Source organism: Streptomyces sp. W1SF4, from assembly GCF_003950035.1.
Lineage (GTDB): Bacteria > Actinomycetota > Actinomycetes > Streptomycetales > Streptomycetaceae > Streptomyces > Streptomyces racemochromogenes.
Genome location: NZ_CP034351.1, coordinates 388,897 through 403,654 on the forward strand (window position 1 = coordinate 388,897; position 14,758 = coordinate 403,654).

Here is a 14,758-nt window from a genome sequence, read left to right on the forward strand (position 1 = left end):
TCAGGCGGTCAGGAAGGCGGCGTCCCAGGGGAACGCCTGCCTTCCCTCGTCCGCGTAGGAATCCAGTGCCAGGGCGATCCCGGCCGCACCGTCCAGCAGCCCCGGGTAGTCGCCGCCGTGCGGGTTGTCCGCGTGGGCCGGGCGGTAGCCGAAGCGGAACGCCTCGTTGAAGCCGTCCGTGATCCGCGTGGCGATGTCGTCCCGGGCGGCCCTGACGGCCGTGGCGTGGGGGCCGTCCGTGAAGTGGCCCAGGAGGTGCAGGAGACCGGCCCAGCCGTGGCACATGCCCATGCCCGTCTCCCCCCAGGCTTCGGCGGGTACGGAGAGTGCCGCGGCCACCGCTTCGCCGGCGAGAGCGGTCCAGTCGGGCCGGTCCGTGGCCCGGCCGGCGATCTGCAGGGCCCTGGCCACCCCCGGTACGTCGTAGCACCAGCGGAACTGGCGCGTACGGGGAGAGGCGAGGGTGCCCGTCAGGAACTCGCTCCGGGAGAGGTAGCCGGGCCAGAAGGGGCCGTACCCGTCGTACTGGACCCAGTCGACCAGCAGGTCCGACAGCCGCTCCACCGCCTCCAGGAGCCCCGGCCGGCGGATGCCCTGCGCGTAGGCGAGCGAGAGCAGCACGACGGGTCCCGGGATCCCGTGGGCGAGGCCGAGGTTGAGATGGCCGTGCCGCGCCACGTCGGAGTCGGCCGCGAAGTAGGGGGAGGGGGCTTCGTCCGCCCAGAAACCGGGGAGGCCACCGTCGGCGGAGGCGGAAGGGGCCGTCCCTTCGAGGGCCATGGAGACCAGGGAGTCCAGCACCTTCTCCGTCGTCGGCGCCACGGGTTCGCCGCGCAGCAGCAGGTAGCGGCCGATGCCGGTGAGGCCGCTGACGGCGTCGAACCGGTCGAGCTCCCGTGACCCGGCTGCGGCAGGGGCGCACAGCGCTTCGGCCGCCCGGCCTATGTGTTCGTCCAGCTGCTCCAGGGCCTGGCCGTAGCCGCCGGTGGCGGTGCGGGCCGCGAGCATGGCGAACCCGAGCCCCGTGAGGTGGGCCTGCATGCCGAACCCGGGCTGCGGCAGCTTGCGCAGGAGCTGCGAACAGTGCTGCAGGTGTCCGTGGGCCGCGGCGGCGGAGTTCCCCGTGGCCCGGCTGCTGAAGAGCAGCGAGATGCCCGAATGACCGCGGGCCAGCGTCCCCGCCTCGACCTCCGAGATGTTGACGTGTCGGGCCTCGCCGGGAAGGTCGCCGACCGGGATCGCCCGGGGGTCCGCGAGGCGGTCGGCGAGGGCGTCCGCCACCGCCCGCGCTGTCCGGCGGGTCTGCTCGCTCATCGCTGTCCCCCGTGGTGCTTGAGACGGTCGGTGTGTGCCCGTGCGATGTGCGCGAGCAGGGTCAGGGTGCGCAGCTCGGCCGCCCGGTCGATGCCGACGAGCCTGTTGTGCTGCATGTGCAGGAAGCTGAGGACCGCCCGGCGCCGGGCGGCCTGGCTGCCGGTCCGGCGCGCGACGGCGTCCAGCTTCGTCGCCACCGCTTCCAGAGCCGGCGCCGTCCGCCAGGTCTCGGCGAGGCCTGGCGTGGCGAGGGCCTGCTCGAGGTTGAGGGCGCTCGCCCCCGGGACGACCAGGCGTGCGGTGTCCGAGACGAGCCGGCGCGTCAGGGAGCCGTCGGTGGACTTGGGGAACAACGTCCCGATCCACTCCGGCCACTCCTGCGGCATGAGGGCGTCGAGCATGAGGCCGTAGTTGGCCACGGTCAGCTGCTCCCGCGACAGTCCGCGCCCGCTCCGCAGCAGCCGGAGCTCCGCTGCCGCGGTCTGGCTGTCGAGGCAGAACACGGACTCGGCGTCGGCCATCACGTCCGGACCGCCGTACCGGGCCGTTTCCGGCTCGTACGGGCACACCCGGAATCCCCTGATCAGCCCGCGGACGCGCAGCTGCTCCAGTTGTGCCTGGAGGCCTGCGGCGATGTCCGGATCCGACGAGCGGACCCTTAGGCGTACTTGGGGCTCGGGGTGGAGGAAGCGCACGAAGTGCCAGCTGTCCAGCTGTCCGTGAAGGGGCCGGAGCATCTCGTCGAGGGAGCAGATCAACTCGTCGTGCGTCTCCGGCACGGCGGACAGCTCGGCGTAGAACCACTCTCCGCCGGGTGAGTGGTGCACGGCCGGTACCGGGCTGGGCGGCGGCGCCGTGCGGGTCGCGCCGGGCCGCAGGCGGGCCACCAGCGGGACCGTGATCTCGTTCGCTCTTCCGCCGGCCCAGCCACAGGACCCGAGCGCACGCATCGTCTCGGTGATCCTCACCTGCGCCTTGGTGACGTCCCTGCGCAGGAGCTCCCGGTGGAACGGCTCGCGCAGGTCGATCTCGTAGCTGTTGTCGGCCTGGGAGACACACACCCGGTCGGGCACGCCGAGCTCCTCCCGCCATTCCTCCAGTGCCGTCAGGAAGGCCTCGGGAGAGTGGGCGCCGTCGCGCATCGCCAGGCTGGGGCGCCAGCGCAGGGGCGAGATCACGGCCTTGCCCAGGCGGACCCGGGGGAGCCAGGGGGCGGCGCCGAAGCCGGACCAGTCCCAGATCTGGAGGATGCGGGCGGCTCCGGAGTGCTTCATCTCCGCGAGCAGCCTGACGAGATTGGGCGCGTGCGTCTCCAGGTTGAGCATGTGGGGCACCACGGGGTGCACTTCCTGCCCGCTCGGCGCGTGCACGAGCCAGAGCCGCTCACCGTCGGCGGCCACGAGGAGGTCGCGCCAGTCGAGGGAGGCGGGGGAGCCGGCATCGGGCATGCCGCCCACGACGATCTCGTACGGGACGAGCCGGCCGGCCTGGGTGACGTTGCCGGCCCGGGAGTTCATCGGCTTGAACACCAGCTGCGCCGTGATGCCCTCGGGGGCCGGTGCGCGGAGCAGGGTGCCCAGCGGCTGCTCGATGCCCGCGATGGCGGCGAAGCGGCCCATCGAGGCTCCGGCGGTGGCCGAGCCGATCATCGGGGCCGCGACCAGCGTGAAGTCACCGCGGTCCAGGTCGTCGGTGTGGTCCGCCAGCAGCTGGAAGGTGAGCTCGAGCGCCGGCGGGGGAGGCGTTGCGTGCCCGGCGGTCAGTGCCTCGACGTCTGCGGGGCTCAGGTTGATCTCCCGGTCGGGGCTGAGCATTCCGCGCTGGATCAGCCGGCCGAGCACTTCGAGGCGGCGGCCGTCCCGCGTGTCCTCCTTGTTCCCCTCGTACGCGGCGAGGCGCGCGTCGCGGGAGACCGGCGGGTTGCCGTAGCCACGGGGGAAGCCGAGGCCGGTGTGAGGGTCGATCAGCTCGGGGAGCGGCACGGCGCCCGCCTCGCCGTACTTGTCCATGAAGGCTTCGCGGTACTCGCGCATGTGGGCGTAGACCTCGGTCTGCGGGGTCATGTTCCACAGCGCGGAGGCGTACCTCTCCACTTCCTCGGTGACGGAGGGCGGGACCGCGACGTCCGCCGCCATGGCGAGGTCGACCTGTGCCACGCAGGCGTCGGGGCCGGTCACCCCCGCGGCCAGGTGGACGGCGTGCCACAGGCCGGCGCCGCCACCCGGCGGAGCCTTCCGGAATTCCTCGAGGGCGCCGAGGACCGTGGTGAGGCGACGGCCCTCGGCACTGTCCTCGCCCAGCAGGTCCAGGACACGGGCCAGGGCCTTCTCGTCCAGGGACTCGGGGGCGAGCGTGGTCAGCAGGAACTCGGTGCGTGCCAGCTGGAGCAGAACCGCGTCCAGCCGCTCCCGGTCCACGGCCGGATGGGCTGCGACCGCCCTGTCGAGCAGAGCCGCCCACGTGACCGGGCGTGCGGCCGCCTCGTTCAGTACCCAGCGGACGAAGGCGGTGGCGCGCACCGTCACCTCGCGGCCACGGTAGTCGTCACGGCCGCACCCGAGCACCAGCCGGTCTCCCCGCAGGAAACACAGGTCGTTGACCAGCACGTCGGCGGCGTGGCGCAGGCGCGGCTCTTCGAGCCAGGTCCTGGCCTGCGCGGCGAACCAGCCCGCGTCGAGGCGGACGTGCTTGTCCCCGGGGCCGTCGATGACGGCACGGGCGCGGTCCGCGCTGTGGAGCGCCGTCACCCCGGCGCTCAGCCCGAAGGGTGTCGGCCTGCCGGTGACGCGCAGCGCGTAGCGCGACATGGACAGGCAGGCCTTGAGCAGGTGCTTGCGTTCGACCCGCGCACCCGACTCGACCTTGCGGAGCAGGGCCGCGAGGGAGCCACTGGAGACCTCGACGGTCTCACGGAAGACGGGGTGGGCCGCGAGCGCGCGTACGTAGGAGGTGAGGTCCTCGTCGGCGAAGGAACCGGCTGCGTCGGGGCGCGGCAGCGGAACGCAGAGGGCTCCGCGTTCCAGGGCGGCCAGCCGAAGCAGCATCGGGCCCGTGGCGGAGAAGTCCGGTTGCGATGCCATGGCGGGGTCCCTCCGGGGAGTGGGGTGTGGGGGAGCGCCGGGGCGCCGCGACCCTGCCGGGTCGCGGCGCCCCGTCACTGCTGGCCCTGGTACGTGTTCGGCGTCAGGCGCAGCAGGTCGGGCCGAGCTCGTCCACACAGCTGATGATCGTGGAGGTCGCCGACTTCGAACCGCAGGTGATCTTGGTGAAGCCCGCCATCGGCTGCAGGGAGGCGTCGAGCTCCGCGGAGACCGCGAGGTCGAGCTCGAGGTCGAAGTCGGAAAGGTCGGCAGCGGTGGCGGGCATCAGGGTGGCGACAGCCATGACAATTCTCCTCTTGATTGCGTGGCCCTGGAGAAGTTTTTCCCCGGGCCGTTCTGGATTCGAGTCTTGTTCATGGATCGGGGCTGTCTCAATTCATTTGAGCAAGAGTTGAGGGTACGTGATCTTGAATCCTTTATTCCGTGCACCGATCACCCTGGGTGGGTCGAATATTTCACTGGAATTAAAAGTTCCGAATTGTCGAAGCGCTCTGACCTGCGCGTTTGGGGGAGCCTCAGGTGATCCTCAGATCTACCTCAAGTTACTCTCCGGTCATTAACAGCGGCCGCGTCGGCCGCGTACTGTGGCTGCCGTAGCGGACCGGAGTTCCTGACGGTGACTCGATCTGTCCCGTCGGGCCATCGAGTCCGGATCCACGGGGGATTCCTCTTCTTTGGCGAATGCTCACGTCATTGCGTGCGCCCGCCGAACCCCCGCTTCGTTTCTCGTTGAAAAAGCCTCAGAATGGAGCATTGAAATGGACCGATCGCGCATTCTCGCCATCGCCGGCGGCGTTCTCACGGTCGGCGTCCTGGCCGCTGGTCCCGCCGCCGCGGCGGAGCGGACCGAGCAGACCGAAGGCGCCTCCTACGCGGTGCAGGCGTCCGGTGACCGCTCCGCGGCCGGCGGCGACCTGGTCGTGAACAAGTTCCCCTGCTGCGTCTGACGCCCGCACAGCGGCTGCCCGCACGCACCGTGCCGGCAGCCGCTTCGTCATTGCCGCACCGCCGAGGAAGACCCCGACCGACGAGGTGAACATGTTCCGAGCGCTCAGGGCCGCGTACGCCGAGAGCACGACCCGCCCCGAGACGGCACTGAGGCTGACGGACCGCCTGGCGGCCGCCGCCGCAGTCGTCGGCTCCCTCGAAGCCCTCGTATCGGCACGTGCCGATCACCGCGACGGCACCGTCCTGCGCGGCGATCTCATGAGCCGGCGGATCCCCGCGGACGCGAAGCTCCTCTCCGCACTGGTCAAGGCCTCATCGGGACGCCGCACGGAACAGGTCCTGGAAACGATCCGGCTGGCCGCCTCCGTGACCCTGCTCGTGGCACGACCCGGCCGGACGACGCGCTCGGCGGCGCTGGCCCTCCTCGCGGTGTCCTCGGCGGTCACCCACCGACGCCACACCGTCCAGTCGGACGGCTCTGAGCAACTGCTCTTCCAGGTCCAGGCCGCGTCCGCACTGGCAAGCCTCGCGGGCGGCGGACCCCGAGTCACCGATGCCTGCCTCTGGTACATCGCCGCCCAGTCGACCCTGGCGTACACCGTCGCCGGCTACTCGAAGCTCGCGGGCGCCGAGTGGCGCTCCGGCGAGGCCCTGCCGGGCGTGCTGCGCACCGAGACGTACGGCGACCGCAAGGCCTTCGAACTGGTCCGCACGCATCCGCGTACCGCGTGTACGGCCGGCACGGCGGTGGTGCTGGGCGAATGCGGCTTCGGGCTCCTCTACTTCCTCGGCCGGGGCAGGTACGCCCCCGTGTTCGTCTCGGCCGGTACGGTCTTCCACCTGGTCAACGCGCGCGCCATGGGACTGGGCCGTTTCCTCTTCGCCTTCGTCGCCACCTACCCGGCGATCCTCTACACCGCGCGTCGGGTCTCGGCGAGGTCCGGCGATGTCCGCTGAGGCCCGGGTCGTCCGGATCGCCGCCGGCGGCATCGGGGCGGCCGCGCTGGCCGGGTTCGCCGATCGCGCCGCCCGCCGCCGCCGGATCCTCACCGCGCACGCCGACGAACGCCTGCTCACGGTGCGATCGGGCAACGAACTCGCGTACCGCTTCGCCGACACCTCCCGCGAGAACCCGGCGGACCCACAGCCACCGGTGCTCGTGTTCGCGACCGGCTCGCTGGCCACCATGGAGCACTGGGCCTGGCTGGCCCCCGCGCTGACATCCGCCGACAGCGGGCCGTCACACCTGCTCTACGACCGGGCCGGCTACGGGCGCAGTCGCCCGGCCCGCGGTGGCACGCCCCGTACCGCCCGAGCCGTCGAGGACCTCGTCGACCTCGTGGGACACGTGTGCGGCGAGCGCCGCCTGGTTCTGGTCGGCCACGCCCTGGGGGCGGGCCTGGCCGTGCGGGCCGCCGAACGCCTCACCGGCCGAACCGCCGGCGTCGTCCTCCTCGAACCCGTGCTGCGGCCCGACGGGGTGGCGTCCACCGACGGGACCGGACACGGCGGCATCTCCCCGCTGGTCCTGTGGTCGCTGCGCCTGGGCTGGGGAGGCCTCCTCACCACCCCGGACTGGGTGGCGGGCCTGCCGGAGAACGCCCGCGCCCGGTGCGAAGACCAGTACCGCGACCCGAGCATGTGGCGGACGGGGCGGCACGAGAGCACCACCATGGGCGACCTGGGCACGGTCACCCCCGCCATGCTGGCACGCTCCGCGGCCCCGGTCTGCCTGGTCTCCGCCGCCCACACCCCCCAGCTCCCGCTGCCCGGCTCCGTGGCGGGGCACGTCGTGCCGGGCGCCCGACCCGGACACCTGCTCCTGTCGCGCGGGAGCGCGACGCGGACGGCAGCCGTCATCACCGCGTTCTGCGCGGGCCTCCCGGACGGAGACGTGCCGCGATGAGCCCGATGTTCCACCGCGGAGGCGAGACCGCCACCAGGACACGGCCCCACATCGCCCTGGCGGTGGAAGTGATCCTGGGGGCGGCCCTGGCCGCCACCGCCCTGAGCCAGCACCCCCTGCGCGTCTTCGACCGGCTGCGCGCCCTGGACCGGACCGGCCTGATCCTGCCCGACTGGCGGCTGTTCGCCCCGGTGCCGGTCACGCACGACCTCCACCTCCTGTACCGCCCGACGAGAGGGGGGAGCGCTTCCGACTGGGAAGTCGTCTCGCGCATCGCGGAACGGACGGCCCGGCACATGGTGTGGTTCCCCGAGCGGCGCGAGCAGAAGGCCGTCCTCGACCTGTGCCGCGAACTGTCCTTCCACGCGGCACAGGGCCTACCCGACCCGGACGAGAAGCCGGCGTACCGGATCCTGCGGGACTGGCTCCGTACGCGTACGAACGAGCGGCACCCGGACGCGGAAGGCTTCCAGTTCATGATCATGAGCGCAGCCGGCTACGACGAGGGCGTCACTCCGCAGTGCGTGTTCGTCTCGCCGCTCGAACACGGCTAGTGGGCTATAGGTCCTTCGTCAAGCCGGGCTGGTCTCGACGACCCCTTCCGTACCGCGCGCACGGCGGGCGGCCCGGTTGCGCCGATTCCGGCGCGGCGCAGCGGTACGTGGTGTCATCGTGCTGCCATGGGGCGTTCCGTGCGGTGGGGGGTCGTCGTCCTGGCGGCCGCCCGGGTCGTCGTCGTGGCCGGGCTGGCAGGGGTGGGCATGAGCGCACTGGCGCTGACCGTCGCACAACGCGCCCTGGACTGCGGCACCAGATCGGGGCCTTCATCTGGAACGCGATCTTCTCCGGCGGGGTGGCCCGGTGGGCCGGTGCGGGGCGCACGGGAGTCACGCCACCCCGGCGACGGAGTGGCACGTCGGCGGAGTCCTGCGCCCGCACGGCCCTGGCCCGGCCGCGCACGACGGCGGTCGTCCGCCGCGTGTCGTGCAAGCGCTTCAACTGCGGCCGCCGCCCACCGCCACAGGCGTAGCCGCCCCCGCGGCCTTCGCTGCGGTGTCGACCAGATAGTCCGCGAAGTGCTCCGTCAGCGGCTCGCCGGTGATCGGCTCCAGGAACAGGAACTGCCCCTGCGGGTTGACCTCCAGCCAGACGGCCTCTCCCTGCGGGGTGAGCTTCAGGTCGATCACCCCCATCGGCAGCTCCAGCCGGTCGAGGGTCCTGCGGACCAGCCGGGCCAGGTCCTCGGGCACCGGCCACCGCTTGATCGGGACGCGGAGGTCGGGCCGCCAGTCCAGTTCCTCCGTCTCGATCAGCGCCGCGAACATCCGGTCGCCGAAGCAGTTGAGCCGGATGTGGTGCCGCCCCGGCACGTATTCCTGGTAGGTCGCCGGGCACACCGCGAAGGACTCCGCGGGCAGCGACAGCGGGTCGTCGATCCGCTGGGTGAGGAGGGAGGGGCCCGGCGCACCCACGACGGGCTTGACGATGACCCGCCCGACCTCGCGCGCGAAGTCGACGACCTCGTCACGCGACTGTGTGATCAGCGTCCGCGGCACGCGGAATCCGGCCTGCTGGGCCACCCACAGCTGGTAGACCTTGTCCCCCGCCCGGTCGGTCGCCTCCGGCGGGGAGATCCACTCGCCGCGGAACGAGGCGGCCAGGATGCCCGCCAGCGCTCCACGGCAGTCGTTGTTCACCAAAGTCACCTGCTGCGCCCCGACCTCCCCGTCACCCGATGTCACGCCGGACATGGCGAGCTGGTCCGCCCGTGCCCGCCGCCACCACAGCAGCTCCGCCTCACCGGGGGCCACCGTCCGCCCCTCCGACGTCAGCACGGCGGCCGAGGAGCCTGAGCCGGAGCCCGAGCCGTTTTCCGGCAGCACTCCGGCCAGCTCCCAGGACAGGCCCGGTCTGCCGCTCACCGAGTCGCACTCCACGACGTGGAACTCCTCGCCACGGGCGCGGACGGCGAGCTGGACGGCGAGGGCGTGCAGGTCCTCGTGGTACGACAGGGCCAGGATCATGCCGCGTCGCACTTGTCGCAGCAGCAGTTGGGGCCGCACCCCGTCTCACACGTGTGGCCGGCCAGCGCCTCGGCAGAGATCTCCATGCCGGTGGTGGTGCGCAGGGCCACCTCCCAGGCGCGCAGATCCTCAGGGGTCTTCAGCTCCACGAATCCGGTGGCCTGGGTGCTGAACACCACGGGCGGGGCCATGTTGTGGAAGCCCTCACTGCTCTGGTCCAAAGGTTCGCCCAGCTTGAAGCCGTTCATGATCACGGCCTCCCTCGACTGTTTCTCTCGCCCCCGAGTCCTGATTGCGGATTGCCTCTTCTTCCACTGAACCACCGTCGTACCGGGGGCGCATCCGTTCGGAGCGCATAGTGAAGCGTTCAAGTAAGCACCGAAGCACGGAGGTTAAGGCGCCGGGGGAGATACGAGGGCGTCCGAAGATTTCACCGTCAACCATCCGCCCCACGGCCCCCTGGGCTGTACCCGGCAGTCGGTGCACGAGCGCTTCGCCCGGACCGTTCGCGCGGCACTTTCAGGCCGCCAGGCGGCCCGACACGATGGGCGGGAGGCGCGCGGGTCGGGTGGAGGGGACCTGCGGAGGCCCGCACGGCCGTGCTAGGTGACGCGACGGCGCCCGCGAGGTTGGCGTCGGAGGCGAAGGTGGCGTACAGCTCGGCGGCCGTGGACGTAGGTCAAGCGCGCGGCTGGTCGGCGGCGCATCGGCTGGGACGACAGCTGCATCCGACCGAGCCGGTGACGTGCCGGCGGACACTGCGGCGCCGGGTGTCGCGCTTTCTGGTCCCGGCACGGCCGCGGTCTGTTTGGACGCCGCCGGTCGGGTGATCGACACGGATGCGGCCGATGAATCAGGTACGACTCGGAACGCTGCTGCGCTTGGATGCACGCCGGTCAGCGGGAGGGACAATCCCCACCGGTCGAGCACTGGAGCGGCAGCCTCCGGTCACGGGTGGTGGGAGAAGGGCAACTGCAGGAGCGACCGCGCCACGGTGTTCAACTGCCTGCACGAGTGGCACACCGACAACACCTGGCGCCAGCAGGCAGGCCCGGAGACCAAGACGCTCAAGCCGGGTGGCGGGAGCGTCGCACCTCATGGCGCAACCATGTGGACGTCGATGTGATCGACGAGACCGACACAGGAGAGAAGCCTGTGAACCAGGCTGAAGTGAACTGCCGAGTGTACTGAGAGGCCCTGTCCGCCCCCTCCAGTGGCAGGTCGTCGAGTCTATCCAGAGGGAGAGCGACATGTCGGACCAGATGTCGGAGCAGGATGCCGTCGCGCAGCCGGGTGTGGCGCCCTCTGCTCGTCGCACTACGGGAACCATGTTCGCCGCACTCTACGGAGAACTAGTCCCGCACGCGTGGCGGGATCCCGCGTCGGAACACGATGCGTACCAGTTGTTCCATCAGCGATCGCTCGCGATGGGCTGGCTCGACGACAGGGCGGGCGCCGAGGAAGGCAGTGTCGCCGATCGGCGCACGCACGCCGCGCCGGGGCTGTGGGCCATGAACGACGCGGGCTGGATCCACCCCCTGGCCGCTCCACAGCCGAACCTGATCTCGTGGTTCCAGGTCGAGGCGAGCGCCTTGGCCGACGACCGGCCACTCCCCGTCCAGCCGTTCCTCCACTGCGCGCAGGACACGACAGAACGGGTCGGCACCGTGCACCTCACCGCGGTCCAAATCCTTCTGCCGGTGCAGGGCATCGAAGCCTCGGCACGCCCGCCGTACGCATGGGTGCCGTCGATGCGGACCTCGGACTGGTTCGGCGAGCGCAACCCCCGGGCACGGGTGCCGGTGAAGGTCCGCATCGACGGCGGCGTCGACCCGTCGATCCCCGTGGTGGCGCCGCAGCTCGCCCGCCACGTCGTCGCTGCGGAGCAGAAGATGTTCGCCGGCGAGATCGACGAGGCCCTTCCCCTGGGAGAATTTCCGGCGCCGCCGTTCGAAGACGGCTTCTGGAACGGTCCGCCCCTGCATGGAATGACACTCTCCGGTGAGTTGGCGGAGTGGTCCTGTGACGCTGTCGGCTGGCTCGCCGCAACCGTGGCCGACTCCGCCGCTCACCTCGGCATCCACACGCCCGTGCTGTTCACCGTCCTACGGGTCTGACCGTCCGGCAGAGGGTGCACCCTCGGGCTCAGGGACGCGTGGACAGGTCGCGCGCTCACGACGTCGGCCGCTCTGCCTGGCGCGTTTCAGACCTTGGGGTAGTGCAGTAGTCAGCGCGTTCTGACGGTATCGCCGGGTGGGAGGAGGACGCCTGACTGGAACAGAGTCGCCGTCAAGGGGCGCGCTGTGCCGCTGGTGTGTCGCGCGCCGGGGTGATGCGGCGTGTGCTCCTGTGCGCCCCCTCGGTCTACCGCCTCTGCGGCCGGGGCGGGGATGGCTTCGTTGTGAAATGTCCCAAGTGGCGGGCCGGCCCCGCCGGAATGGAAGGAGTGCCGACGTGCTGAATCGCGTGGGGATGACGGTGGCTGCGGCCGCCGTGCTTGCTGGGGTTGTGGTGCCGGCTGGTCTGGCGAGTGAGACATTCGCCGCCGGAGCCAAGGCGGGGGTGTGCAAGTCGTCGCTGGAGGGGACGTACTGCGGCTACTACTCGGGGTCGGCGTACACCGATCGCGGTGACGCAGGGGCGAAGGTGAAGGAGATTCAGGCGCTGCTGATCCAGCATCATGGCTACGCGGTGGGGCCCAAGGGTGTGGACGGCTACTTCGGAGCGGGAACCGAGTCGGCGGTGAAGCGTCTCCAGAGGGGCCATGGGCTGAAGGCCGACGGCATCGTGAGTGCGAAGACGTGGGACCGGCTGCGTGGGGAGCCGTTGGACCGCTGAGGGCGATCTCCTCCTCCGGCTGAGCCCTCCCTGCCGACGGGCTGTGTGGCGCCGGGCGTGTGCGCGGCCGAGGTCGGCCCCCACCTCAGAGCATCCGCTCCGCCGTCGCCGCCCGTGCTCGCAGCGCGTCAGCCTCCTCGTCCAGCCCCTGGGCAGCCGGGATTCGGGCCCGGTACTCCATCGCGTACCCGTCGCCCAGATCCTCGGAGCGCAGGAACGCCTGCACAGCCCGCGTCAGATCGCCGTGGTCCCGGAAAGCCACGCCCAACGCAGTGATCGGGAACGCCTCGTCCTGCGCGAGGATCACCGGTGCCCAGCGATCGACACCAGCCGTATCCCCACGATCGAGCGCCTGCCTGACGAGGCCCAGCATGGCGTCCGGATCACCGAGCGCTGCGGCCTTCTCCCAGATCACCTGCGCGTGGTTCGCGTCACCAGCCACCGCGTACAGCATGCCCAGGTTGAAGCCGGCAACCACGTTCCCGGCCGCCCACGCCCGGCCCCACCAGCGAAGGGCGCCGACGCGGTCACCCTTCGCATGCAGGGCCGTCGCCAGGTTCCCCATCGCCACGTCGTCGCCCAGCTCCGCCTCGACCACCAGCTCGGCCAGCTCCTCGTCGGGTTTTGACCGTCGGCGGAACCACCGGGCCATCAGCACCCACCCCGGCAGCACGGCCGCACCGATCCCCGGCATGCGAGGGAGCGAAGATCTGTCACCAGGCGATCATGCCAGCCCCGACACCCACACTCGCCCGCCAAGCATGGCGCTCACTTGCCACCTACCGTGCTCCTTACCTTGTTGACGGGTTGATTCCGGTCCTTCGTACGATCGGGAGACCCAGGGGCCTGGGCGTGGCTAGACGGCGCTCCTGCCGAAGGTGTGGCTTTGACTGATTGGCCGCCCAGTGCCCCGCGACGACACGGCCACTCATTGGGATAAGCGAACAGAGATCGCTTCGTAAGGACACGTCGGCGTGGTCGTCTGCAGGGACCAGTCAACCGGACGACGAGGGAGGCTCGGGTGCCCGAGCTCTGGGCGGGGACGGATGCCGGCAAGGCCGCGCATCACTGCACAGTGATCGACACGGACGGGACGAAGGTGCTCTCGCGCCGGGTTCCCAACAACGAGCCCGAGCTCCTGGAGCTGATCGGCGATGTCCTGGCACTGGCCGAGGACAGCCCGGTGACCTGGGCTGTCGACCTGAACGCCGGAGGGGGCGCTCTGCTGATCGGCCTCCTGACCAGCCACAGACAGCGGCTCCTCTACATTCCTGGCCGGACCGTCCACCACGCCTCCCGCGGCTACCGAGGTGACGGCAAGACCGACGCGAAGGACGCTTACGTCATCGCCGACCAAGCACGGATGCGTCGAGACCTGCAGCCCTTGCAGGAATGGGATGAGATCGCGGTGGACCTGAAGATCCTCACCGCCCGCCGCTACGACCTCGCAGCCGACCGCACCCGGGCAGACCGCAAACGAGCCGAGGGTAAAAGCCACAAGCAGGCGATCCTCGCCCTCGCCCGCCGTCGCCTCGATGTTCTGTGGGCCCTCATACGCGACCAACGCCAATGGACAGCCCAGCCACCGCAGCCGGGCCTGGCCGACGCCGCATGAAGCGCACGCCTTCCGCCCTTGATGCGGATCCCGAATCTTCCCCAGACCGCTCGTCGTTCCCCAGCCCGGTTGCTGTGATCGTCAGCTGCGGAGGGGCTTGCGCTGACGGGCCTCGGTTGCCTGGTCGCGAACGTACGGGTCGGCGTCTGCTGCCAGCTGGTCGAGCACGGCTGAGGTCGCGGGGTCTGCGAACTCTGGGGCGGGAAAGCGGCCCAAGGCGATCGCGACCCAAGCTCGGACACGGGGGTTGTCGTCGTTCGCGAGCAAGCGGATCTTCGGCAGGGTTCTGGGTTGCTGAAGGAAGCCGAGGGAGCTGAGGGCGGAGATTCGCACCTGCGGGGAAGGGTCGTTCAGCAGGTCCAACAGCAGATCGATGGCCGCCGACTCTGTCCCGTGACTGCCGAGCGTGCCAACGACTGCGTTGCGGACTCCTTCGTCCGAGTCCTGCGCAGCGTGGGCCAGCAGATCGAGATCACCGGGTTCGGGGACGAAGCCGAGCAGCCAGATTGCTGCCCTGCGATGGTCTTCATCGTTGCCAACGGCGCACGGCAGGAGAATTTCACGCGCGGCGGCCGGGTCCTCCTGCGCGAGTACATAGAGCCTCGTCGAGAGGGAGTCCTGGTCGTCACCCAGATCGCGGGAGTAGGCCCGCAGCAGGGCGGCAAGGGACGTGTGGCCAGCGGTCTCGGCCAGGATCCGGGCGAGTACATGACGGGCGTACCAGTTGCCCGCTTCCACGGCTGTCGCGAGATGCCGTTCCAGGTGCGGAATCAGCTCCCGCCGCCGGGCGGCTACGAGCTCCTCTTCGATTTCTGCAAGGTCGTCGAGGTCGCAGTCCTGATCCGTAAGTCCGGCCGCCAGCTCATCAAGGCGCCGAGTGAGATCATCCGCTGCCCGTTGGTCTTCCAACCCGTCCTCCTTGTGATCTTTCAGACCGCACCGAACCTGCCACTGCAGGTCTCTCCGCTGCGGTCACGGAACGGATTGTCCAACAGGCCTCTGACAACGGCGT

13 protein-coding genes and 1 pseudogene are annotated in these 14,758 nt (G+C 70.6%); 7 read left to right on the plus strand and 7 right to left on the minus strand.

From position 1 onward, the window contains the following. From D1J60_RS35660 to D1J60_RS35670, 3 genes are all read right to left on the minus strand, one after another. A complete protein-coding gene (locus tag D1J60_RS35660; protein ID WP_125824645.1) occupies positions 1-1,314 on the minus strand; it encodes a lanthionine synthetase C family protein in 1,314 nt (437 codons plus the stop codon). Beyond that, the gene (locus D1J60_RS35665; RefSeq protein ID WP_125824646.1) at positions 1,311-4,394 is read right to left on the minus strand and encodes a lantibiotic dehydratase; all 3,084 of its coding nucleotides are present in this window, start codon (positions 4,392-4,394) and stop codon (positions 1,311-1,313) included. Before D1J60_RS35665 ends, D1J60_RS35660 begins: the two co-directional genes overlap by 4 nt. A gap of 103 nt (positions 4,395-4,497) precedes the next feature. Then, positions 4,498-4,698: a hypothetical protein gene (locus D1J60_RS35670; protein WP_125594456.1), complete on the minus strand. Its 201-nt coding sequence runs from the start codon at positions 4,696-4,698 to the stop codon at positions 4,498-4,500. 475 nt (positions 4,699-5,173) lie between these two features. On the opposite strand from D1J60_RS35670, the gene D1J60_RS35675 reads away from it, so the two are divergent. The 4 genes from D1J60_RS35675 to D1J60_RS35685 all read left to right on the plus strand — a co-directional run bounded on the left by D1J60_RS35675 (position 5,174) and on the right by D1J60_RS35685 (position 7,823). Continuing rightward, complete coding sequence (locus tag D1J60_RS35675; protein ID WP_125594457.1) at positions 5,174-5,362, plus strand: hypothetical protein; 189 nt, start codon at positions 5,174-5,176, stop codon at positions 5,360-5,362. A gap of 91 nt (positions 5,363-5,453) precedes the next feature. Then, positions 5,454-6,320: a hypothetical protein gene (locus D1J60_RS37595; RefSeq protein WP_164721114.1), complete on the plus strand. Its 867-nt coding sequence runs from the start codon at positions 5,454-5,456 to the stop codon at positions 6,318-6,320. Further along, positions 6,310-7,269 carry an alpha/beta fold hydrolase gene (locus tag D1J60_RS35680; protein ID WP_164721115.1) on the plus strand — a complete coding sequence of 320 codons (960 nt, stop codon included), beginning with the start codon at positions 6,310-6,312 and terminating at the stop codon, positions 7,267-7,269. Before D1J60_RS37595 ends, D1J60_RS35680 begins: the two co-directional genes overlap by 11 nt. Further along, positions 7,266-7,823 carry a hypothetical protein gene (locus D1J60_RS35685; protein WP_125824648.1) on the plus strand — a complete coding sequence of 186 codons (558 nt, stop codon included), beginning with the start codon at positions 7,266-7,268 and terminating at the stop codon, positions 7,821-7,823. The genes D1J60_RS35680 and D1J60_RS35685 overlap by 4 nt, the downstream gene beginning before the upstream one ends. Before the next feature lie 441 nt (positions 7,824-8,264). Here the strand turns inward: D1J60_RS35685 and D1J60_RS35690 are convergent, their stop codons facing one another. Then, entirely contained in the window at positions 8,265-9,293 is a 1,029-nt protein-coding gene (locus D1J60_RS35690) for a hypothetical protein (protein ID WP_241253682.1), read from the minus strand. Beyond that, positions 9,290-9,541 (minus strand): hypothetical protein, encoded by a 252-nt coding sequence (locus D1J60_RS35695; RefSeq protein WP_241253683.1) that lies wholly within the window; start codon positions 9,539-9,541, stop codon positions 9,290-9,292. Before D1J60_RS35695 ends, D1J60_RS35690 begins: the two co-directional genes overlap by 4 nt. 1,002 nt (positions 9,542-10,543) lie before the next feature. On the opposite strand from D1J60_RS35695, the gene D1J60_RS35705 reads away from it, so the two are divergent. Together D1J60_RS35705 and D1J60_RS35710 are read left to right on the plus strand one after the other, a co-directional pair. Then, positions 10,544-11,410: a hypothetical protein gene (locus D1J60_RS35705; protein ID WP_241253684.1), complete on the plus strand. Its 867-nt coding sequence runs from the start codon at positions 10,544-10,546 to the stop codon at positions 11,408-11,410. 337 nt (positions 11,411-11,747) lie between these two features. Then, on the plus strand, positions 11,748-12,131 hold the full coding sequence (locus tag D1J60_RS35710; protein ID WP_241253685.1) for a peptidoglycan-binding domain-containing protein: 384 nt from the start codon (positions 11,748-11,750) through the stop codon (positions 12,129-12,131). Between the two features lie 85 nt (positions 12,132-12,216). Here D1J60_RS35710 and D1J60_RS35715 read toward each other — a convergent pair whose 3' ends face one another. Then, complete coding sequence (locus D1J60_RS35715) at positions 12,217-12,825, minus strand: hypothetical protein (RefSeq protein ID WP_125824650.1); 609 nt, start codon at positions 12,823-12,825, stop codon at positions 12,217-12,219. A gap of 327 nt (positions 12,826-13,152) precedes the next feature. Here D1J60_RS35715 and D1J60_RS35720 point away from each other — a divergent pair. Further along, a pseudogene (locus D1J60_RS35720) lies at positions 13,153-13,599 on the plus strand (IS110 family transposase); the annotation flags it as partial. Between the two features lie 228 nt (positions 13,600-13,827). Here D1J60_RS35720 and D1J60_RS35725 read toward each other — a convergent pair. Beyond that, complete coding sequence (locus D1J60_RS35725) at positions 13,828-14,655, minus strand: HEAT repeat domain-containing protein (protein ID WP_125824652.1); 828 nt, start codon at positions 14,653-14,655, stop codon at positions 13,828-13,830. Positions 14,656-14,758 lie beyond the last annotated feature (103 nt).